Below are 20666 nucleotides of genomic sequence, written 5' to 3' on the forward strand. Positions count from 1 at the left end.
GTTGAGCAGACCGTTCTCCTGGTCGTACACGGCGGAGAAGATCGCCGCGATCACCACCACCGAGAGCACGTTCGGGATGTAGGCGCACCGACAGACGAGGCACGGCGGCGGAGTGAGCCAGATCATGGGCATGGCGGAACATGGATGCCATGCGCTGGCTGATGTTCTCTTGACGGCATGAACGCAAATCGTGAGGTTCCCTTTCCCGTTCCGTCCCACTGGATCGACGGCCGCGCCGTCCAGGGTTCCGGGCCGCTGATCGACGTCGTGAACCCGGCCGACGAGTCCGTGATCGCCTCCGTGCACGAGGGCACGGCCGAGGACGTGGACAAAGCGGTGGACGCCGCGCTCGCCGCCTTCCCTGGTTGGTCGTCGACGTCGCCGGAGGAGCGCATCGCCGTCATGCGGCGTCTGGCCGAGGGGATGCAGAAGCACTCCGAGGAGCTCGCGGCCACCATCACGCTCGAGATGGGCGCCCCGATCGGCTTCTCGCGGCAGGCGCAGGCCGGATTCCCGGTGGCGTCTACACTCGCCGCGATCACTGCGGCCGAGAAGTACGAGTGGACGGAGGCGATCGAGAACTCGCTCGTCATCCATGAGCCGATCGGCGTAGTGGGCGCCATCACCCCGTGGAACTTCCCGCTACAGCAGCTGGTGACCAAGGTCGTCCCGGCGATGCTGGCGGGCAACTCGGTGGTGCTCAAGCCGTCGGAGATCTCCCCCCTGAGCGCCCGGATGTTCGCGGAGATAGCCACGGACGCCGGTCTGCCGAACGGTGTGTTCAACGTCGTGCAGGGCACCGGCCCGGTCGTCGGCGAGGCCATCGCCCGGCACCCGAAGATCGACATGATCTCCTTCACCGGGTCCACCCGCGCCGGCAAGAGCGTCTCCGTCGCCGCCTCTGACACGGTCAAGCGGGTCGCGCTCGAGCTGGGTGGCAAGGCAGCCCACATCGTCCTGCCCGAGGCCGACCTCGACTTCGCCGTCAAGCGCGGACTGGCCTACGCCTGGGCCAACGGCGGTCAGGCCTGCGGCGCCTACGTCCGCATGCTCGTGCCTGAGGACCTTCAAGAGACCGTGGTCGAGAAGCTGCGCGCCGCTGCCGCGGAGTACTCGGTCGGCGACCCCGCCGACGAGGCCACGCGGATCGGTCCGGTCGCCTCGGAGACTCAGCGCCAGCGCGTGGACGGCTACATTCGGCGCGGTATCGCCGACGGCGCCACGCTCGTGGTCGGCGGCCCGGGCAGGCCGGAGGGCTTCGAGACCGGCGCCTACGTCAAGCCCACGATCTTCTCGGACGTCGATCCCGGATCCGTTATCGCCCAGGAGGAGATCTTCGGCCCCGTCCTGGTCGTGATCCCCTACACCGACGACGACCACGCCGTCGAGATCGCCAACGGAACCATCTACGGCCTCAGCGGTGCCATCACCGGTGACGAGGAACACGCCATGTCGATCGCCCGGCGCCTGCGCGTCGGCCAGGTCGACGTCAACGGTGGGAAGCACAACTTCCAGGCTCCGTTCGGTGGTTACAAGCAGTCCGGCAACGGCCGGGAGATGGGCCGCGCCGGCATCGAGGAGTTCCTGGAGACCAAGGCGATCACCCGCTGACCCACCGCGTCGCCAGACCCCGGAAGGCGGCCCGGAACCCCCGTCCGGGCCTTCCGGGCCCAGGGCGGCTGTGGACGATCCCCCTCGTCCGCAACCGCCCGTGCACGGATGGTGCTGGACAGCACACCACCCCCGGGGAATCGGCAGCCGGGCCGCGTCGCTCACACCGTTGTGGTCCAGAGCGACGGCCCCGGCTGACGCGGCGGCGTCCCTCCCGGAAGGGCGCGTCGTGGACCGCCGCGGAGCCGTCGAGGATCGACAAATCCCTTCGGGAACATCACCAGCCGAGAGAAAGGACAGCTATGGCGGACCGAGCAGGGCTGGCGGCCTTTCTACGGGCGCGCCGTGAGGCCCTTCAGCCGGAGGACGTCGGGCTGCCCCGCGGGCGCCGCAGGCGTACCGGCGGGCTGCGCCGCGAGGAGGTGGCGGCGCTGTGCGACATGTCGGTCGATTACTACAGCCGGCTCGAGCAGCCGCGAGGGCCCCACCCCTCGGAGCAGATGCTCGCCGCGATCGCCCGCGGTCTGCACCTGTCGCTGGAGGAGCGGGACCATCTGTTCCAGCTCGCCGGGCACGCGCTGCCCCGCAGGGTGCGGCGCGGCGACCACATCACCCCGGGGATGATGCGCATCCTGGACCGGCTGGAGGACACTCCCGCCCAGGTGATGAACCACCTGGGCGAGACGCTGAAGCAGACGCGCGCGGCAGTGGCGCTGCTGGGTGACGAGACGGCCTACACGGGACTGGCGCGCAGTGCGCACTACCGCTGGTTCACGGATCCCGCCTCCCGCCTGGTCCACCCCGAGAGCGACCACGCCGAGCAGAGCCGTCTGATGGTGGCAGACCTCCACGGCGCCTACACCCGCGACGGCAGGGACTCGCGTGCCGCCGAACTCGTCGACGCGCTGCATGAGGAAAGCCCCGAGTTCGCCGGGCTCTGGCGTGAGCGACCGGTGCTGGGACCCTACTGCGCCTCCAAACGCTTCCGGCATCCGCAGGTGGGGACGCTGGAACTGCACTGCCAGACGCTCGTCGACCCGGACCAGTCTCAGCGGCTCCTGGTCTACACCGCGGTACCGGGCACCGAGAGCCACACCAGCCTCCAACTCCTGTCCGTCCTCGGCCAGTCCCTTCCGACCTGATGGCTGCGTATCCGCCACCGCCCACCGGCATGGCCCGGCCCCCTGCCGACGTCCCTCCCGGCGGCTGCGCCAGCAGCGGGTGTCTGCGACCTCACCAGGCCGACGCGTCACACACGGCCGTCGGACACGAGAGTGAAGCACTCATTGCCTCGCATCTCACCTGCCTGCACCCGCGTGCGTGCTCCAGTGCGATTCGAGGGCCGTGGCGACCTCGGCGGGCTTTTGCAGTAGCGGCCAATGGTTGCAGTCGAGCCTCACGACCTCGGGAGCCCGCAGTGAGGTGGCGAGCTTCTCACCGAACTCGTTCTGGCAGGCGGGATCGCGCACGCCCCAGAACACCAGGCACGGCGCGGAAACCTGCGACAGCGCCGGCTCCCACTCCGCCCCCACGGTCACGGCGGAGCGGTAGAGCCTGAGGATGCTGTCCTTCATGGACTCGTCCACGCGGCTGACCATCTCCCTGGCGAGGTCGACAGGTACATCGAAACCCGCCACCACATCATCGGTGAACGCGTCCGGTTCCAGCTCACTCATGAAGCGGTCGCCCTCGGTTGGGTCCTGCCAGATCTTCGCGAGCGGATGCCACAGGTACCCGGCGTTGACCGGTCCGTTGCCGCCGGCCCACGTGCGGACCAGATCGGGCCGCAGGGAGGCGACGCGAGCGGTGAGGATGCAGCCCCAGTCGTGGCCGACGAGGTCGACGGGCTCGCCGACGCGCTCCAATCGGTCGATGAGCCAGTCGACGTACTCCTCCTTGGTGGAGCTGAAGCCGTCCGGCCGCGGCACGCTGAACCCGGGCAGATCCCAGGCTTCCACGTCGGTCCGGGTCAGATGCCGACGAACACCGTCCCACACATGGTGGGTGTCGGGGACGCCGTGGATCAGGATCGCAGGCGTGAATCGGGGTCCTTTGTCGGTAGCGGGTCGCGCGCGCAGGAGGCGGGGCGGGGATCCCTCGAGGGCATCAGCCGAGCGGAGCGACACAGGGGCATAGCCGCTTCCCCGTGTTCAGTGCCTGGTCCGCTCCAGCACGTGTACCAAGGGTCTGTGCCATCGTGTGAGGGGCGTGCTCTCGACCATACTGCCTGAGATGCATTCAGACACGTTGTGTTTCAGACGATGTCACATTCCCACCCTGCCGGGGCAGGGGGCGGGGCGACGGGCCCAGTCAGGCCCCCTCGGCGCTCTCCGTCACGTGCCCACCGACGCCGTCGGTGACGGCCGCCGACAGCAGTGCCGGCAACAGACCGGGGAAACGGGCCTCCAGGCTGGCGCGACGCAAGGTCACGAAGCAGCGAGTGCCCTCTTGGCGGGTCTGCGTGACGCCCGCCTCGCGCAGCACCTTGAGGTGGTGGCTCAGAGTTGACTTCGCAACGGGGGCGCTGAGCTGGCCCCAGCCACGTTCGGCGCCGTCGGACAGCACTCGCACGATGCCGAGCCGTGTCGGGTCGCTCAGCGCTCCCAGCAGACGCGGCAGTGTGATCTCGCTTTCCGCGAGCAGTGGTGAGTGATCCGGCATGGGGGTCATGTTAGCGCTTGTTCGACAGCTCACGAACTTACCCGTCCCCACACAGCCCTGCCTGCCCGCGTGCCAGGCGCAGCCTATGACGCACCTTTCCACGTCTTCTGTGCACCATGTCACACGCTCCATTGTCACGGAGCTGCACGCGTCTGCTACGTTGTTCGACGTTCATAGAACGTCGAACAAAGGAACGTCATGTCCAGCTCTACACCGCTGCACTTCTCGGACCGCGTCGCCATCGTCACGGGCGCGGGGTCGGGCATCGGCCAGGCCACAGCAATCGCCCTGGCGGCGTCGGGGGCGCACGTCCTCGGCGTGGGGCGGCGCCAGGAGGCTTTGGAGGAAACCGCTCGCGCACACTCCAACATCGCCGTCCTGTCGTCCGACGTGTGCGAGGAGGGCGCCGCCGACAAAATCGTCTCCACCGCCGTGGAGCGGTGGGGCCGACTCGACCTGCTGGTGAACAACGCCGGCATTGCCGCCCTGATGCCCCTGGCAGAGACGGACCGAGCAGTGATCACCAACCTGTTCGAACTCAACGTGACGGCACCGAGCCTGCTCGCTCATGCGGCTCTACCCCATCTACGGGACTCCTCCGGCTCCATCGTCAACGTCTCCAGCACCTACGGCCATCGCCCCCTGGCCGGCGGAGCGCACTACGCCGCCACCAAGAGCGCCCTGGAACAACTGACCCGCAGCTGGGCACTCGAACTCGCCCCCGAGGGGGTACGGGTGAACGCCATCGCGCCCGGCCCCACCGCAACCGACGTCCTGACCGCGGCAGGCCTGCCCGAAGACACCGTCACCCAGATCCGCGCCGGCGAACGCGAGCGCATCCCCACAGGCCGGCTCGGTGCTCCCAAGGACATCGCGGACTGGATCGTGCGCATCGCCGACCCTCAGGGCACCTACGTCACCGGACAGATCCTCACCATCGACGGAGGGCTCGAACTCTCCTGACCCCCAGACGACACGGCCGCCTGAACCACCGGCGTCGGCTCGGCAAGGGGCGGAAAGGTCCCAACGTCCCATCGCGCCCCTCGCCCTGCCGGCGGTCACAGCGCACCCGCGGCGCCGTGCGGGAACGCCGATGTCACATCTGGGCCGCCTGGCCGGTCTAACGTGTCACAACGTTTCCGTCACTCGCCGGGACACTCGGCCATCCGATCGCACCTCCCGCGAGCTAATCCGATGGGCAACGCAGGAATTCGACATGGACACCTCTTTACACGAGCAGCCCTCCACACGTATCGCGAGCGCCCGCGGCAAGTGGATCCTCCTCACCACTGCCCTGGGCTCCGGCATGGTGCTCCTGGGTTCGACGGTCACCAACGTCGCGCTGCCTCACATAGGTGACGACTTCGATGCCGATCTGGCCGTTCTCCAGTGGACCGTGAACGCGTACATGCTGACTCTGGCAGGCCTCATCCTGGTGGGAGGCTCGTTGGGCGACCGCTTCGGCCGACGCCGGGTCTTCCTGCTGGGCGTGGTGTGGTTCGCCGTGGCCTCCTTGCTGTGCGGTCTGGCCCCCGACACCGGCACGCTCATCGCGGCTCGCGCCCTCCAGGGTGTCGGCGGCGCCCTGCTGACGCCCGGCTCGCTGGCGCTCATCGAGGCCTCGTTCCACCCCGACGACCGGCCGCGCGCGGTCGGTCTGTGGTCGGGATTCGGTGGTATCGGCGCGGCGCTCGGGCCGTTCCTGGGAGGCTGGCTGGTCGACGGCCCCGGCTGGCGCTGGACCTTCCTGCTGAACGTTCCGCTGGCCCTGGCGTGTGTGCCGATCGCGCTCCGTCACGTCCCGGAATCCATCGGGGTCGCCTCTCCAGAGATCGAGGAGATGCGGCATACCGCACGTCTGCGGCATGCGTTCGACGTACCTGGAGCATTCCTCGGTGCCCTCGCGCTCGGTCTGGCGACGTACTCACTGACCGAGGCCCGCAATGGTGGCGCCGTCGTCGCCGTCACGGCGGTCGCGGCCGTGGTGGCGGGGGTTGCGTTCGTGGTTGTGGAGCGGCGCAGCCCCGACCCGATGATGCCGCTGTCCCTGTTCGCCGCCCGTCAGTTCACCTCGGTCAATCTGACCACCGTGTGCGTATACGCGGGGCTGGGCGGCTTCTTTTTCTTGACCGCTCTCCAACTGCAGATCGTCGTCGGGTACTCAGCGCTCGAAGCCGGTGCTGCCATGCTGCCGAACACCGTGATCATGCTGATCTTCTCGTCCCACGCGGGCGAACTGGCCCGGCACATCGGTCCCCGCATCCCGCTCACCGTGGGCCCGCTCGTGTGCGCGGCGGGCATGGTGATGATGCTGCGGGTCGGCCCTGGCACCTCGTACCTGAAAGACGTGTTCCCCGCGCTGCTGCTCATCGGAGCCGGGATGGTCACGATGGTCGCTCCGCTGACCGTGACGCTCCTTTCGTCCGTGGACGGGAGGAACGCCGGAGTGGCGAGCGGCATCAACAACGCGGCGGCGCGGGCATCCGGTCTGGTGGCCGTGGCGGCCCTGCCCCTGCTCGTGGGCATGGGCCCGGACGCGTACCGCTCGGGCGCCGCCTTCGACGCGTCGTTCAGCCGGGCGATGCCTCTGTGCGCGGCGCTTCTGTGCGGCGGGGCCCTGGTGGCCTTCGTGACGCTGGGCCCCACCAGCACGGTCCCTCACCGTGTGCACTGGCGCACGCACGGGTGGCTGATGGAGCCACCCCTCGCGCCGCGGCTCTCGCACCCTCACACGAACCACTGACGAAGGCAGACACGATGACCAGTGCGTCTCCCCCACCCCTGCGCCCCATGCCCGAGGACTGGCAGCGTGCCCTGGCCGTGGTGGCCCATCCCGATGACCTCGAGTACGGATGCTCGGCCGCTGTCGCCGCCTGGGTCGAGGCCGGGCGGGACGTCGCCTACGTCCTCGCCACGCGCGGCGAGGCCGGCATCGACACGCTGGCTCCCCAGGAGGCCGGGCCACTGCGGGAGAAGGAACAGCGCGCCAGTGCCGCCGCCGTAGGTGTCTCGGAGGTGGAGTTCCTCGGCCACCGGGACGGCGTGATCGAGTACGGCCTCCCCTTGCGCCGTGACATCGCCGCGGCCATACGCCGCCACCGTCCCGAACTGGTGATCACCCTGAACCACCATGCGACCTGGGGCCCGGGGACCTGGAACACACCGGACCACGTGGCCGTGGGGCGCGCCGTCCTCGATGCCGCGGCGGACGCCGGGAACCGCTGGATCTTCCCGGAGCTGAGTGAGCAGGGGCTGCGGCCGTGGAACGGCGTGCGGTGGGTGGCCGTCGCCAACTCGCCGGTCCCCACCCACGCCGTACGCGCTGACCAGGGGTTCGAGCGGGCGGTGCACTCACTGCTGGCGCATCGCGCGTACCTCGAGGCGCTGACCGACGAGGCCCCCGAGACGTACGTACGACGTTTCCTGACCACCACCACGCGGGCACACAGCACGCGGTTCGGTGGAGACCCGGCCGTCGTGTTCGAACTGTTCAACCGCTGAGCCTCTTCGTACACACGGCTCGGTCTTTCCTGCACGGAAGTATGCGAGACAAGGAATGGTGAACCATGTCGTACCCGGAACAGGTGTACTTCGGAGACAGCGGGGAAGTCAGCGCGGATTTCCGCCCTGAGAGCACCCCGCCCGATCTAGGTGAACGAGGCCAAGGCGCCATCCACTACCTGGCGACCACGACCACGACACGAGGCGAGTTCGGGCTCTATCGCGTCGAGATGAAGGCGCGGGCGGGTGGCCCCAAGACGCACTTCCACAAGACGATTTCGGAGTCCTTCTACATTCTCGACGGGACGGTTCGTCTTTTCGACGGCGCGCGGTGGGTGGATGCGCACAAGGGCGACTTCCTGCATGTTCCACAGGGCGGTCTGCACGCTTTCCGCAACGACTCCGACGCCCCGGCCGAAATGCTGCTCCTTTTCACACCGGGCGCTCCGCGCGAGGAGTACTTCGAGCAGGTGTCGCAGCTGGCGGACGCCACGGACGAGGAACGCGCGAAGTTCTTCGACAAGCACGACTCCTATTTCGTGGAGTGAGGTTCGCTCCTCGTGACCGGTCCGGTGCCGCATACCAACGGTGGCACCGGACCGGTCCGGTCGTAGTGCACCGCCCTCCCACACCTTCGAGAAGGGACATAAACCCATGCCGTCCTCTGCTTCGACCCTTCTGGATGCCGGCCCGTCGGACCGGGTGGATCCGGACGAGTTCGTCAGAGCCGCCATGCACTGGCACTTCGACCCGGCGACAGGGTCGCGTTTCTGGCTCGACCGGGCCTCGCGGCTCGGTTTCGACCCCCGGCAGGACGTCAAGGGCGCAGGCCCGCGCCTCCGCCGACCGGGGCAGGCCCCGAGGCGCCGCGACGGGGCTGCGGGACTCGGCCCTGCGGGCGGGGCACGCGGTGTGGGCGCGGCGCGGCGACGTGTTCGCCGTCAACGCCTCGGGCAACCACCCCGGCGTCCACCGGCTGTGGCTGGAGGCGCTGGCGTTGGGGTACCGCGTCGCGGTCCGCCCCTCGCGACGCGAGCCGTTCACACCGCACCGGCTGGTCGGCGCGCTGCGTCAAGCCGGCGTGGGCGAGGACCAGGTGGTGCTGCTGCCCACCGACCACCGGGCCGCCGACACGCTGGTGCACGGCGCCGACCGGGCCGTGGTGTACGGCGGTGACGACGTGCTCGCCCGGTACGCCCACGACCCCCGGGTGCTGCCCCAGGGGCCGGGCCGCACGAAGATCCTCATCACCGCGGACACGGACTGGCGTGCACACCTGGACACGATCGTCGGCTCCGTCGGCGACGAAGCCGGCACGGCGTGCGTCAACGCCACCGCGATCCTCGTCGAAGGCGATCCGGAGCCGGTCGCCGAGGCCGTCGCGGCACGTCTGTCGGTCCTGCCCAGTCTGCCGCCGCAGGACGAGCGGGCCGTCCTGCCGGTGTGCCCGCTGGACCGGGCCCGCGCGCTCAGCGCCCATCTGGCGACGGTGGCGGCGGGGGCGCGGGCCTGGCTCGGCGGCGACGGCATCGCCGACGACCTGGGCGACGGCAGTGCCGTGCTGCGTCCCGCCGTCCACCAGGTCGACCGGGCCGACGCCGTTCAGCTGCGCACCGACTGCCCTTCCCCTGTGTGTGGGTGGCGCCGTGGAGCCGGTCGGACGGTATCGCCCCACTGCGCGACTCGCTCGTCCTGTCGGCACTGACGCGCGACGAGGTGCTGCTGGACGCGCTGCTGGCGGAGCCCACCATCGCCAATCTGTACATCGGCGATCACCCGACCTATTGGATGGCGCCGGGGGTGCCCCACGACAGCTATCTGTCGGACTTCCTGATGCGCAGCAAGGCCGTCTTCGGCGCGCGGTGACGCGGGGCGAGCGGTCATGATCGTCAAGGGGACATGACCAGCATGACCGCGGTGCGCAGGGCCATCGAGCCGTCCCAGAAGCGGCCGTAGAGCTGAGAGTGCGGGAGGACGCCCGCAGTGTCCGATGTGGCGCGCAGCGAGCGCAGCGCGCAGGCGAGCACGCACAGGGCCGGCCCGGCAGTGACCAGGGAGCCGGTCGTCGACTCCCCGACAGCCGGTGCGTGGTGCGCGGCGAGCGGTGTCCGGAGCATCCAGACCATCGCGGCCATTCCGAGCACGTAGGACAAGCGCCTTGCGTGCAGGAGATGGTCGACGCGGCCGCGCCATGCCGAGCCGGCCGGGAGGAGCGCTACCGCACCGCGTAGACGGCCGCGCCCGCGAACAGCGTGGTCAGCAGGGCGTGCACGGCGTCGGTGGCGCTCATCCCGTGTCGCGTCCTCCCGCGGAGTGGCCGCGCGCCGGTGGCCTCACCCGGTGGGCCGCGGGGCACGCAGGTCGGCGCGCTGTTCCAGCTCCTCCTTGGAGACGAGTTCGAGCATGGGCTTTCCCGGCGCGCACATCATGGTCACCACGAACCGGGTCCGCGCGTCGCTGAGCGCGTTGCCGTCCTGGTAGTGGATCACGTCACCGCCCGGCTCCCAGAACGTTCCGCCGGCTGCCACCACCCGCTCCGGCTCGCCCTCGAGCTCGAAGCGGACCGCGCCCTCGACGACGTACCCGAAGGCGGGCCCGGAGTGGCGGTGCGGCGGGGTTCCCGGGTCGCCGGGCTCCCACTCGACCTGAATGGTCATCGCCGAGGCGCCTTCAGGGATCGTCAGCGGCGCGGCGTCCTGCAGCACCCGCGCCGCGGTCATCCAGCTCTCCGACGCCGGCTGGTCACCGGATGCGTGCATGTGCGCTGCGTGGTTGTCCGACACTGTTGTGCACCTTCCGTGGGTCGCCATGTCATGGGCGGAGCACACCGTCGGGTGCCCGGTCGCGGCCCCATGACCCTTCGCCGGTATTGACCGGCCACGGCGTGGATCTGTGACACGCATGGCGGTCCACGGTCAAGTTGTGAGGTGGTGTCACAACAGTGGCACCACCGCTGTCCTAGGTGTTGTGAGTTGACGTCGCCGTCACGAACGCACCCGCGGGGTCACCGACCCCCCGACAGGAAGAGACCCAGATGAGAGTCGTTGTTGCAGGAGCCACCGGCCTGATCGGTTCCAGGACTGTCGCCAAGCTCCGCGACCACGGTGTGGAAGTCGTACCCGCCTCACGCCGCGAGGGTGTCGATGTCATCACGGGGCAAGGGCTCACCGTGGCCTTGCGCGGCACCGACGTGATCGTGGACGTCACCGACGCGCCCTCCCGCGCGGAGGCGACGAGCGTGGAGTTCTTCGGCACATCGACCACCAACCTGCTGCAGGCCGCCGCCTCCGCGGGCGTCGAGCACTATGTGGCTCTGTCCGTCGTGGGAGCCGACCGGCTGCAGCAGGGCTACTTCCGTGCGAAGGCGGTCCAGGAGGAGCAGGCCCGGCGCTCGCCGATCCCGCACTCCCTCGTGCGCGCCACGCCGTTCTTCGAGTCCGTGGACACCTTGTCCCGCTCGACCGCGCACGCGGACGGCGTGCACGTCGCGCCCGTGCTGATACGCCCGGTGTCGACGGACGACGTCGCGGCCGAACTCGCCCATGTCGCCGTGGGGTTGCCGCTGTTCGGCGTCCTGGAGATCGCCGGCCCCGAGGAGTACCGGCTCGACGACCTCACCGCGAAGCTGCTGGCCGCCCGCGGCGACCTGCGGGGCGTGGTCACCGACGCGCACGCCCCGTTCTTCGGCACCATGGTCGGGGAGCGGTCGCTGCTGCCCCGGACGACGGCCCACCCGGGCCACGAGACGCTCACGCAGTGGCTCGTGCGGCGCTGACCGCCACAGCGGAACCCGCACTCACCCCGCGCGTCTGCGCATTCCCCGCCGCCCGGCGCCGGCGCACGTCTCCGGTGCCGTGGCCGGCCCCCTCTTCTCCCCACGCGTGACAGGAAGGCTGCCATGACTGACCCGGCCCGGCCCGCTGAGTCCTCCCCGACGAGTGAACTCGACCAGCTGCCCGACCGCGACACCGAGGAAACCGCCGAATGGCAGGCATCCCTCGAAGCCGTCGTGCGCAACACAGGACGGGACAGGGCGGCGTACCTCCTGCGGCGTGTGCACGAGTACGCGACCAAGGCCGGCATCTCCGTACCCGCCCTGCTCACCTCCGACTACATCAACACGATCCCCGCGTCGGCCCAGCCGACGTTCCCTGGCGACCTCGCCATGGAAGCCCGGATCACCGCCGTGAACCGGTGGAACGCGGCGGCGATGGTGACCCGGGGCTCCCGTCTGGGCCTGGGCGGCCACATTTCCACCTATGCCTCGGCGGCCTGGCTCTACGAGATCGGGTTCAATCACTTCTTCCGGGGCAAGGAACTGGACGGCTCCGGCGACCAGTTGTACCTGCAGGGGCACGCCTCGCCCGGCATCTACGCCCGGGTGTTCCTCGAAGGGCGGCTTCACGAGCGGGAGTTGGACGGCTTCCGGCGGGAGGCCGACGGCCACGGGCTGCCGTCGTATCCGCACCCCAGGCGGCTGCCGTGGCTGTGGGAGTTCCCCACCGTGTCCATGGGGCTGGGCCCGCTGGCCGCCACCTACCAGGCGCGCTTCAACCGCTATCTGCACGACCGGGGTATCAAGGACACCTCGGGCTCGCGGGTGTGGGCCTTTCTCGGCGACGGGGAGATGGACGAGCCCGAGTCGACCGCGGCACTGGCGCTCGCCGCCCGTGAGGGGCTCGACAACCTCACCTTCGTCGTCAACTGCAATCTGCAGCGCCTGGACGGCCCCGTACGGTCCAACTCCAAGATCGTCCAGGAGTTGGAGGCCCGGTTCCGCGGAGCGGGCTGGAACGTGGTGAAGTCCTTGTGGGGCGAGGCATGGGACCCCGTCCTGCGCCTGGACACCGACGGCTCTCTCGTCCGACGCCTCGGTGAGGTGCCCGACGCCCAGATGCAGACGTATGCCGCCCGGGACGCTGCCTACATACGCGAACACTTCTTCACCAATGACGCGCTCTCCGGCATCGCGGCGGGACTGAGCGACGCCCAACTCGCCGAGCTGTTCAGCAACGCGCGTGGTGGCCACGAACCGCTCAAGGTGTATGCGGCCTACCGTGCCGCGACCGAGCACCGCGGGCAGCCGACCGTCATCCTTGCCCAGACGGTCAAGGGCCACACGCTGGGGCGGGACTTCGAGTCGCGCAATGCCAACCACCAGATGAAGAAGCTCACCATGGCCCAGTTCCGCCAGATGCGCGACGTGCTGGAGCTGCCCATTCCGGACAGTGCGCTCAGCGGCGACCTGGTGCCCTACTGGCATCCCGGCGAGAACTCACCGGAGGTGCAGTACCTGCGCGACCGGCGCACCGCTCTGGGCGGCCCCGCCCCGGCGCGTACCGTCGTCCCCAAACCGCTGAAGCAGCCGCCGCCCCGCCCCTTCGAGGCCCTGCACATGGGTTTCGGGAAGCAGGAAGTCGCCACCACCATGGCGCTGGTCCGGCTGGTCAAGGATCTGATGCGGGATGACGAGACGGGGCCGCGCTGGGTGCCGATCATCCCCGATGAGGCCCGAACGTTCGGCATGGAGTCCCTCTTCCCGACTGCCGGGATCTACGCCCCGCAGGGGCAGACCTACGAGCCGGTGGACGCGGATCAGCTGCTCTACTACCGGGAGGCCAAGAACGGCCAACTGATCGATGAAGGCATCACCGAGGCCGGTTCCATGGCCGAGTTCACCGCCGCGGCGACCTCGTACGCCACACACGGCGAACCGATGATCCCCTTCTACATCTTCTACGCGATGTTCGGGTTCCAGCGCACCGGTGACCAGTTCTGGGCGCTCGCCGACCAAATGGGGCGCGGGTTCGTGGTCGGAGCGACGGCCGGGCGCACGACGATGACCGGCGAAGGGCTGCAGCACGCGGACGGTCACTCCCATCTGCTGGCCTCCACCAATCCGGCGGCGGTGAGCTACGACCCGGCCTTCGCCTACGAGATCGCGGTGATCGTCAGGGAAGGGCTCCGGCGGATGTACGGGGAGCAACCCGAGGACGTCTTCTACTACTTGACGGTCTACAACGAGCCCAAGCGCCAGCCGGCCATGCCGTCGGGGGCCACGGTGGAGGAGGGCATCCTGCGGGGCCTGTACCGGTTCCGGGAGTCGGACGCGCAGGGCACCGGGCCGCATATCCAGTTGCTCGCCTCCGGCACAGCGATCCACTGGGCGCTGAAAGCCCAGGAACTTCTCGCCGCGCATTGGGGTGTGCACGCCGCCGTCTGGTCGGTGACCTCCTGGACGGAGCTGCGCCGGGACGCGCTGGACGCCGACCGGGCCCGGTTGCGCGGTGAGGAGCGCGTCCCCTACGTGACCCGCGCGCTCGCCGGGGCCGAGGGGCCGGTCCTGGCCGTCAGCGACTGGATGCGCCAGGTCCCCGACCAGATCAGCCAATGGGTCGAGCAGGACTACTCCTCGCTGGGGACGGACGGTTTCGGACTGTCGGACACCCGGGATGCGGTGCGCCGCTACTTCCATGTCGATGCCGAGTCCATCGTTGTCGCGGCACTGGACCGGCTGGCCCTGGCCGGAGAGGTCGACCCGGAAATGGTCCCGAAGGCCCGCGATCGCTACGGCTGGGCTGGGTGACTTCGCCCACGGTCACCGAAGTGGGACGAGGACGCAGGGCGCCGCGGCGCCCTGCACCGTCAAGGCACTTGTGGAGTCCGACGCCATCGGCGCGACCTCATGCCCGCCACGGAGTCCTGAGGGCGTCCTCGGCCTCGGTCGCGACGGCTCCGGCCCTGGTTGCCTCACAGCACCAGGACCGAGCCGTCGCGGCAGGCGGTCACACGGTTGCCACAGATGCAACGCATCGTCTGTCTTGCCGGCCATGCACACTGTCATTTCCCGAGCGCCGACCGTTCCGGTACAGCCGGACGACTACACCGTCAGCGCCGAGTTCTACGACGTGCCCCAGGCGCAGCAGGAGGCGATACAGGTCCACAACCTCTACAGCGGCGACGTGCGCAGTGCTCGGATCGGCGTGCTGGATGTCGGGGGACCAAGCAGGGCTGTACGGGGTCGCGGACGCGGCGATCTGTCACAACACCGTCGCCTGTCTGCCTCCTGTCGCGCGCCGCGCCTCGTGGCCGGCCATCGCCCGGGCGCTCGTCCCCGGCGGTTCGGTGCTTCTTCAGCTCCCGCCTGCTCGGCTTCCTGACGCGGAGGTGGTGCGTGTCTTCCCGGGGCAGCGGGTCGGTCGGCACGAGTACGGGGGCGCATGGTGATGTCGGCCGACGGCGGTCGGATCCGCGCACGGTTCGACTATTGGGTGCGTGCGCAGAGGCGTGTGCTGCGGGAGCACGCGGAGGCGTTCTGGATGTGGCCGGCCTCGCCTGCCGAGGTGATCGGTGAGCTGCGCCGACATGGCTTTGTCCCGCTGCCCGAGCGGACCGACATGTCTGTGCTGGCGCTGGCTCTCGGCTGGCCTGATCCGGGTTCGCCCAGCTGAACGAGCGCCCCGCTCCGCCGGTTTGTAGCATGAGGACGATCAAGCCGTAAGGGGCGACCATGCACGCTGGCGACGACGCCGCATCCCTCGACCGGGCGACGAAGGACTTCCTCGCGGTGCGCCCAAAGTTGTTCGGCATCGCCTACCGCGTGCTCGGCAGCGCGGTGGAGGCCGAGGACATCGTGCAGGACGCCTGGCTGCGCTGGCAGGAAGCCGACCGAGAGCAAGTCCTCGAACCGGCGGCCTTCCTGACGACGATCACGACACGTCTGGCCATCAACTTCGCCCAGTCCGCCCGGGTGCGGCGGGAGTCGTACGTGGGGCCGTGGCTGCCCGAGCCGGTCAACACCAGCCTGGACCCGCTGGTGGGGGCGGAGCGGGCCGAGGCCGTGGAACTGGCGGTCCTGCTGCTCCTCGAGAAGCTGAACCCGGTGGAACGGGCCGCCTATGTCCTGCGCGAGGCCTTCGAGTACCCGTACCGGCAGGTCGCGCACATCCTGGAGACGACCGAGGCCAACAGCCGCCAGCTGTTCAGCCGGGCCCGCAGGCACCTGGCCGCCGAGCGCAGGGAGCGGGTCAGCTCCGCCGAGCACCAGCGCTTGCTGGAGGTGTTCCTGGACGCCGCACGGACCGGGAATCTGGCGGTGCTCGAACAGGTCCTCGCCGCGGACGTCGTCAGCTACTCCGACGGTGGTGGGGTACGCGGCGCCTCGAAGGTCCCGGTCGTCGGACGTACGCATGTCTCCAAGTTCCTCGTGGCATTCGCGCCGCGTTTCTGGCCCCAGGCGCAGCTGCGGTGGGCGGAGGCCAACGGGCGGCCGGCCGTGCTTGTCTCCTCCGCCGGGAACGCCGTGGCCCTGCTGTCCGTGGATGTGTCTGCGGAGGGCATCGACCGGATCATGTGGGTCATGAACCCAGCCAAGTTGTCGCCCTATGTGGCGTCCTTGAACGGCTGAGCGCTCGTCCTCGGCATCTCGACGGCGAAGTCGTGGTCCTGCAGGTGCCACGGAACCCGCGTATGCCCGACGAGCTCGGCGGGGACGGCCAGGCGACCAACCCTGAGCAGTTGTTCGCCGACGGTTTCCCGGCCTGCTTCCATGGGGCTCTGAGGCCGGTGACCCGCGCCGGCTGTCGGTGACCGCGTCGGTTCTTGCCTGCCGTCATCCGGCTGCCAGGACGCCGTGTGCTGCTTCGCTCCGGTACGTGGCGCCGTCGGCGTTCACGAGTCGCCGGCCCGGATCGGATGCCGGTGTCGGCCTCGCCGAAGCGGGAGGGCGTCGGCGATGTCGTCGGTGTCCGCCCAGACCGTCATCACGCCCTCCTCCTCGACCCGCTGAACAGGGATCGCGGTGCGGCGCAGCATGGCGAGGATCCGTTCGTCACCTGGCAGGACGAGGCCGTAGACCTCCCTCCAACCCTGGTGAACGGCGTGGCCCCCGAGATGGCGGAGCAGCGTGGTACCAAGCCCGTGGTTCTGCCATGGATCCTCCACGAGCAGTGCCGCCTCCACGCGGTCGTCGTCCGGCATCAGGTGTCCCACGGCCACGAGACGGCCACCGGGGTGGCGCACCGCCAGGTGGACCGAGCCCGGTCGGGCGAGCAGGCCGCCCAGGTAGGTGTGGGGGTCGCCCATCGCCCTGTGGTAGCGGCTCCACAGCGTGTATGCGGAGCACCTGCGGTGCAGCGCGATCACGCGTTCGGTGTCGGCCGGCCCGATCCGGGCGATCCAGGGTTGGTGTCGCAGGTGCCTGGTCAGGATGGGAACCACCGGTCGACGTCGGCCGCTTCCGAAGATGTCGACGCCGGTGGAACTGGCTGGCGGCTTTGGTCTTCCGAGTGTCCAGCCCGTCGGGGACCGTATTCAGAAGGCCTACGTGCGCAGAATCGCCGGACTTCCGAAAGAGGCTCGTGGGTTCCTGCTGGCCGCAGCGGTGGAACCAACCGGTGAACCGGCGTTGCTTTGGCGCGCAGCGGAGAGGCTGGGGATCAACGCCGAGGCTGCAGCGGTCGCCGTGGCAGCCGGCGGGCGACGCCCGTGAAGAAAGTCGCGTCCCGCCGACGGGTACGCACCGACGCCCGTCAGAGTACGGCGGGCGCCGGCCCGTGCCTACGCCACCGCCTCCGGGGACTCCGCGATTTTCGTCACGCCTCCGCCGTACGCCACCCCGTTCGTCGCGGACTTGCTGAACTGCGTCCGGTACAGCTCCGCGTACCGCCCGTCCACGGCGAGCAGTTCCTCGTGTGTGCCCCGCTCCACGATCCGACCGGCCTCGACGACGAGGATCACGTCGGCGGAGCGCACGGTGGACAGCCGGTGCGCGATGACCACGGCCGTCCGCCCCTCCAGTGCCTCGGTGAGTGCCTCCTGGACCGCCGCCTCCGAGGTGTTGTCCAGATGGGCGGTGGCCTCGTCGAGGATGACGACACGTTGGCGGGCGAGCAGCAGCCGGGCGATGGTCATGCGCTGGCGCTCGCCGCCGGAGAGCCGGTAGCCGCGCTCGCCGACGACGGTGTCGAGGCCGTCGGGCAGGGAGCGTACGAGGTCTTCCAGCCGGGCTCGGCGCAGTACGTCCCACAGGTCGTCCTCGGTCGCGGACGGGCGGGCCAGCAGCAGGTTCGCCCGCACCGAGTCGTGGAACAGGTGCCCGTCCTGCGTGACCATGCCGAGGGTCTCGCGCATGGACTCGGTGCTCAGGTCGCGGACATCGACGCCGCCGATGCGGACGACGCCGTCGTCGGTGTCGTACAGGCGCGGCAGCAGCTGTGCGATGGTCGACTTTCCGGCGCCGGAGGAGCCGACGAGCGCGACGGTCTGGCCGGGCTCGGCGCGGAAGGAGACACCGCGCAGGACCTCGGCACCGCCACGGGTGTCGAGGGTGGCGACTTCCTCCAGGGAGGCCAGCGAGACCTTGTCGGCGGAGGGGTAGGCGAAGCGCACACCGTCGAACTCGACGGACGCCGGCCCCTCCGGGACCTTGCGGGCAGCCGGTTTCTCCTCGATGAGCGGCTTGAGGTCGAGCACCTCGAAGACCCGCTCGAAGCTCACCAGGGCGCTCATGACCTCTACGCGCGCCCCGGCCAGCGACGTGAGCGGCGCGTACAGGCGGGTGAGCAGCAGCGCCAGCGACACGACGGCGCCCGGCTCCAGGCTGCCGCGCAGCGCGAACCAGCCGCCGAGCCCGTACACCAGCGCGAGCGCCAGGGCGGAGACGAGCGTGAGGGCCGTGATGAACGCCGACTGCGCCATCGCCGTACGCACCCCGATGTCCCGCACCCGCCGGGCCCGCGCCGCGAACTGCGCGGACTCGTCCTCGGGCCGTCCGAAGAGCTTGATGAGGGTGGCACCGGGCGCGGAGAACCGCTCGGTCATCCGGGTGCCCATGGCCGCGTTCAGGTTCGCGGCTTCCCGCTGGAGCTTGGCCATCCGGCTGCCCATCCGGCGCGCGGGCACCACGAACACGGGCAGCAGCGCCAGCGCGAGCAGTGTGATCTGCCAGGACAGGGTCAGCATGACGGCGAGGGTGAGAAGCAGCGTCACGAGATTGGCGACGACTCCGGACAGGGTGTTGCTGAAGGCGCGCTGCGCTCCGATCACGTCGTTGTTGAGTCGGCTGACTAGCGCTCCCGTACGGGTACGTGTGAAGAACGCAACCGGCATGCGCTGCACATGATCGAACACAGCCGTCCGCAGATCGAGGATGAGTCCTTCGCCGAGCGTCGCCGACAGCCAGCGGCCCAGGATCCCGAACGCCGCCTCAGCGAGCGCGATGAGGGCGATGAGCACGGCAAGGCGGATGACGGTGGACTCGTCGCCGCCGGACACGATGGCGTCGACGACGCGCCCGGCGAGGACCGGCGTCGCGACGGCCAGCAAGGCGGTCAGCACGCTGAGGACCACGAACTGGCCGATTCTGCGGCGATGCGGACGGGCGAAGGCGGCGATACGGCGCAGTGTCGCGCGGGCGAAGGGGCGGCGCTCCTGCTGCGCGTTCATGACGCTGTGCAGCTGGGTCCAGGCTGTGGTCTCCATGCTCATGCAAGTGACCGTACGACCTCAAGCATTGTTGAGGTCAATGGTCACCGGGGGAAGTCCACACACCGGGGGAAGTCCACGCATCGAAAGGAACCCATGACGGCACCTGTGACCGCAGCTCTGACGACCCGGCCCCCTGCCTCACCTTGCCCGACGTGTCAGCCGCCGGACCCACGCCCGCAACCCCACGTTGGTGCGGCGTGGAAAACCTCTCCCGATGTGACAGCCGTTCGCTTTTCCAAGGAACTGACCCAAGAGCCCGAGGGCCGCCCCCGGCGCTTCCCCCTCCGGACGGTCCTGTGCATGCTCCCGCTCGCCCTCGTGCTCGTGGTCGCGGTGCGCCACTGGTCCGTGCTCGTGGAGGGCTTCGGCCATCTGCGCAGGGCCGAGTGGCCGTGGCTGCTCGCGGCGGCCCTCGCGACCTGCCTGACCTGGGTCGCCGCGGCCGTCACACGCCAGGGCGCCGTCATGGAGCGGCTGCCCGCGCGCCGACTGCTCGCCACCCAGTTCGCGGCGGGCGCGGCCAACCATCTGCTGCCGACGGGCCTGGGCGCCAGCGCGGTGAATCTGCGCTTCATGACGGTGTGCGGCGTCCCGCTCGCCCGCTCGTCGGCCGCGCTCGCGCTCTATCTGCTCGCGGAGTCGATCGCCCGCGTGGGCCTGCTGATGGGCCTGCTCATCGCGTTCCCCGGAGCGCTGCGCATGGGAGGACTCCTCCCGGCCGGGGCGATCGGCCCCCTGCTGCTCACCGCGGGCCTGATCCTCTGCGTCGCGGCGGCGGCGCTCCTACTCGTACGTCGGCTGCGCACGGCCGTGTTCTCCTTCGTGCGCACCGCGCTCGGCGAGGCACGCTCCGTGCACACCCGTCCGGCTCGCGCGCTGGCCCTGTGGGGCGGATCGCTCGCCTTCCCCCTGTTGCAGGCCGCCGGACTGACGGCGGTGGGGCAGGCGCTGCAGTTGCCCGTGCCACCCATGCACATGGCGGTCGCGTACCTGGCGGCGACGGCCGCGGTCGCGGTGGTTCCCACGCCGGGCGGGATCGGCTCGGTGGAGGCGGCCCTGATCGTCGCGTTGGTGGCGGCGGGCGGTCCGGTGGCCGTGGCAACCGCGGTGGTGCTGGCGTACCGGATCATCACGGTGTGGCTGCCGCTGCTTCCGGGGGCGCTGACACTGGGGGCGCTGGTGCGTCTGAAGGTGATCTGAGCGGAACCCCGGCCGTCGCCGGTCGTCAACGACGGGGCACCGCACGCCTGGTGACGGGCGGACAGCGGAGCCGGAACTGTGCGGCCCGGTACGGAACGTACGCGCGAATACGGCAGGATGAGCGGTCTCCCCGGACGACGAACACCTGTCCGGGCGTGATCGTGCATTCCCGGATTCGAGCAGGTGGCAAGTGACGACACAGCACA

General features: G+C 69.9%; 16 protein-coding genes and 4 pseudogenes. 14 read left to right on the plus strand and 6 right to left on the minus strand.

Going from position 1 to position 20666, the window contains the following annotated elements; all coding sequences use genetic code 11:
- Positions 1-177 precede the first annotated feature (177 nt).
- Together AB0D57_RS23730 and AB0D57_RS23735 are read left to right on the plus strand one after the other, a co-directional pair.
- Positions 178-1611: an aldehyde dehydrogenase family protein gene (locus tag AB0D57_RS23730; protein ID WP_362076293.1), complete on the plus strand. Its 1434-nt coding sequence runs from the start codon at positions 178-180 to the stop codon at positions 1609-1611.
- A 302-nt stretch (positions 1612-1913) separates the two neighbouring features.
- The gene (locus tag AB0D57_RS23735; protein WP_362076296.1) at positions 1914-2753 is read left to right on the plus strand and encodes a helix-turn-helix transcriptional regulator; all 840 of its coding nucleotides are present in this window, start codon (positions 1914-1916) and stop codon (positions 2751-2753) included.
- 156 nt (positions 2754-2909) lie between these two features.
- Here the strand turns inward: AB0D57_RS23735 and AB0D57_RS23740 are convergent, their stop codons facing one another.
- Together AB0D57_RS23740 and AB0D57_RS23745 are read right to left on the minus strand one after the other, a co-directional pair.
- Positions 2910-3689: an alpha/beta hydrolase gene (locus AB0D57_RS23740; RefSeq protein WP_362076474.1), complete on the minus strand. Its 780-nt coding sequence runs from the start codon at positions 3687-3689 to the stop codon at positions 2910-2912.
- Positions 3690-3921: 232 nt separating this feature from the next.
- Positions 3922-4272 carry a metalloregulator ArsR/SmtB family transcription factor gene (locus AB0D57_RS23745; RefSeq protein WP_362076299.1) on the minus strand — a complete coding sequence of 117 codons (351 nt, stop codon included), beginning with the start codon at positions 4270-4272 and terminating at the stop codon, positions 3922-3924.
- A 198-nt stretch (positions 4273-4470) separates the two neighbouring features.
- On the opposite strand from AB0D57_RS23745, the gene AB0D57_RS23750 reads away from it, so the two are divergent.
- The 6 genes and pseudogenes from AB0D57_RS23750 to AB0D57_RS23775 form a co-directional block, all read left to right on the plus strand.
- Entirely contained in the window at positions 4471-5235 is a 765-nt protein-coding gene (locus tag AB0D57_RS23750; RefSeq protein ID WP_362076302.1) for an SDR family oxidoreductase, read from the plus strand.
- A gap of 253 nt (positions 5236-5488) precedes the next feature.
- The gene (locus AB0D57_RS23755; RefSeq protein ID WP_362076305.1) at positions 5489-7015 is read left to right on the plus strand and encodes an MFS transporter; all 1527 of its coding nucleotides are present in this window, start codon (positions 5489-5491) and stop codon (positions 7013-7015) included.
- Positions 7016-7029: 14 nt separating this feature from the next.
- Positions 7030-7773, plus strand: coding sequence for a PIG-L deacetylase family protein (locus AB0D57_RS23760; protein WP_362076308.1), 744 nt, complete (start codon positions 7030-7032; stop codon positions 7771-7773).
- Positions 7774-7838: 65 nt separating this feature from the next.
- Positions 7839-8321: a cupin domain-containing protein gene (locus tag AB0D57_RS23765; protein ID WP_362076311.1), complete on the plus strand. Its 483-nt coding sequence runs from the start codon at positions 7839-7841 to the stop codon at positions 8319-8321.
- Between the two features lie 106 nt (positions 8322-8427).
- Positions 8428-8598, plus strand: a pseudogene (locus tag AB0D57_RS23770) (phenazine antibiotic biosynthesis protein); the annotation flags it as partial.
- Positions 8573-9639: pseudogene (locus AB0D57_RS23775) on the plus strand (aldehyde dehydrogenase family protein); the annotation flags it as partial. The pseudogenes AB0D57_RS23770 and AB0D57_RS23775, both read left to right, overlap by 26 nt.
- Before the next feature lie 23 nt (positions 9640-9662).
- On the opposite strand, the pseudogene AB0D57_RS23780 reads toward AB0D57_RS23775, so the two are convergent.
- Both AB0D57_RS23780 and AB0D57_RS23785 read right to left on the minus strand, forming a co-directional pair.
- Positions 9663-9983 (minus strand): annotated as a pseudogene (locus tag AB0D57_RS23780) (hypothetical protein); the annotation flags it as partial.
- 123 nt (positions 9984-10106) lie between these two features.
- Positions 10107-10532, minus strand: coding sequence for a cupin domain-containing protein (locus tag AB0D57_RS23785; protein WP_362076314.1), 426 nt, complete (start codon positions 10530-10532; stop codon positions 10107-10109).
- A 275-nt stretch (positions 10533-10807) separates the two neighbouring features.
- Here AB0D57_RS23785 and AB0D57_RS23790 point away from each other — a divergent pair, with 275 nt between their 5' ends.
- The 5 genes and pseudogenes from AB0D57_RS23790 to AB0D57_RS23810 all read left to right on the plus strand — a co-directional run.
- A complete protein-coding gene (locus AB0D57_RS23790; RefSeq protein ID WP_362076317.1) occupies positions 10808-11548 on the plus strand; it encodes an NAD(P)H-binding protein in 741 nt (246 codons plus the stop codon).
- A 123-nt stretch (positions 11549-11671) separates the two neighbouring features.
- Positions 11672-14359 carry a pyruvate dehydrogenase (acetyl-transferring), homodimeric type gene (gene aceE, locus AB0D57_RS23795; protein ID WP_362076320.1) on the plus strand — a complete coding sequence of 896 codons (2688 nt, stop codon included), beginning with the start codon at positions 11672-11674 and terminating at the stop codon, positions 14357-14359.
- Between the two features lie 634 nt (positions 14360-14993).
- Positions 14994-15224, plus strand: coding sequence for a hypothetical protein (locus AB0D57_RS23800; protein ID WP_362076323.1), 231 nt, complete (start codon positions 14994-14996; stop codon positions 15222-15224).
- Positions 15225-15283: 59 nt separating this feature from the next.
- Positions 15284-16180 carry an RNA polymerase sigma-70 factor gene (locus AB0D57_RS23805; RefSeq protein ID WP_362076326.1) on the plus strand — a complete coding sequence of 299 codons (897 nt, stop codon included), beginning with the start codon at positions 15284-15286 and terminating at the stop codon, positions 16178-16180.
- Positions 16181-16242: 62 nt separating this feature from the next.
- A pseudogene (locus AB0D57_RS23810) lies at positions 16243-16332 on the plus strand (peroxiredoxin); the annotation flags it as partial.
- 111 nt (positions 16333-16443) lie between these two features.
- Here the strand turns inward: AB0D57_RS23810 and AB0D57_RS23815 are convergent.
- Positions 16444-16857 carry a GNAT family N-acetyltransferase gene (locus AB0D57_RS23815; protein WP_362076329.1) on the minus strand — a complete coding sequence of 138 codons (414 nt, stop codon included), beginning with the start codon at positions 16855-16857 and terminating at the stop codon, positions 16444-16446.
- Positions 16858-17331: 474 nt separating this feature from the next.
- Entirely contained in the window at positions 17332-19254 is a 1923-nt protein-coding gene (locus AB0D57_RS23820; RefSeq protein WP_362076477.1) for an ABC transporter ATP-binding protein, read from the minus strand.
- Positions 19255-19560: 306 nt separating this feature from the next.
- On the opposite strand from AB0D57_RS23820, the gene AB0D57_RS23825 reads away from it, so the two are divergent.
- Positions 19561-20460 (plus strand): lysylphosphatidylglycerol synthase domain-containing protein, encoded by a 900-nt coding sequence (locus AB0D57_RS23825; protein ID WP_362076332.1) that lies wholly within the window; start codon positions 19561-19563, stop codon positions 20458-20460.
- Positions 20461-20666 lie beyond the last annotated feature (206 nt).

This window comes from Streptomyces sp. NPDC048275 (assembly GCF_040652275.1).
In the GTDB taxonomy this organism is placed as follows: Bacteria; Actinomycetota; Actinomycetes; order Streptomycetales; family Streptomycetaceae; genus Streptomyces.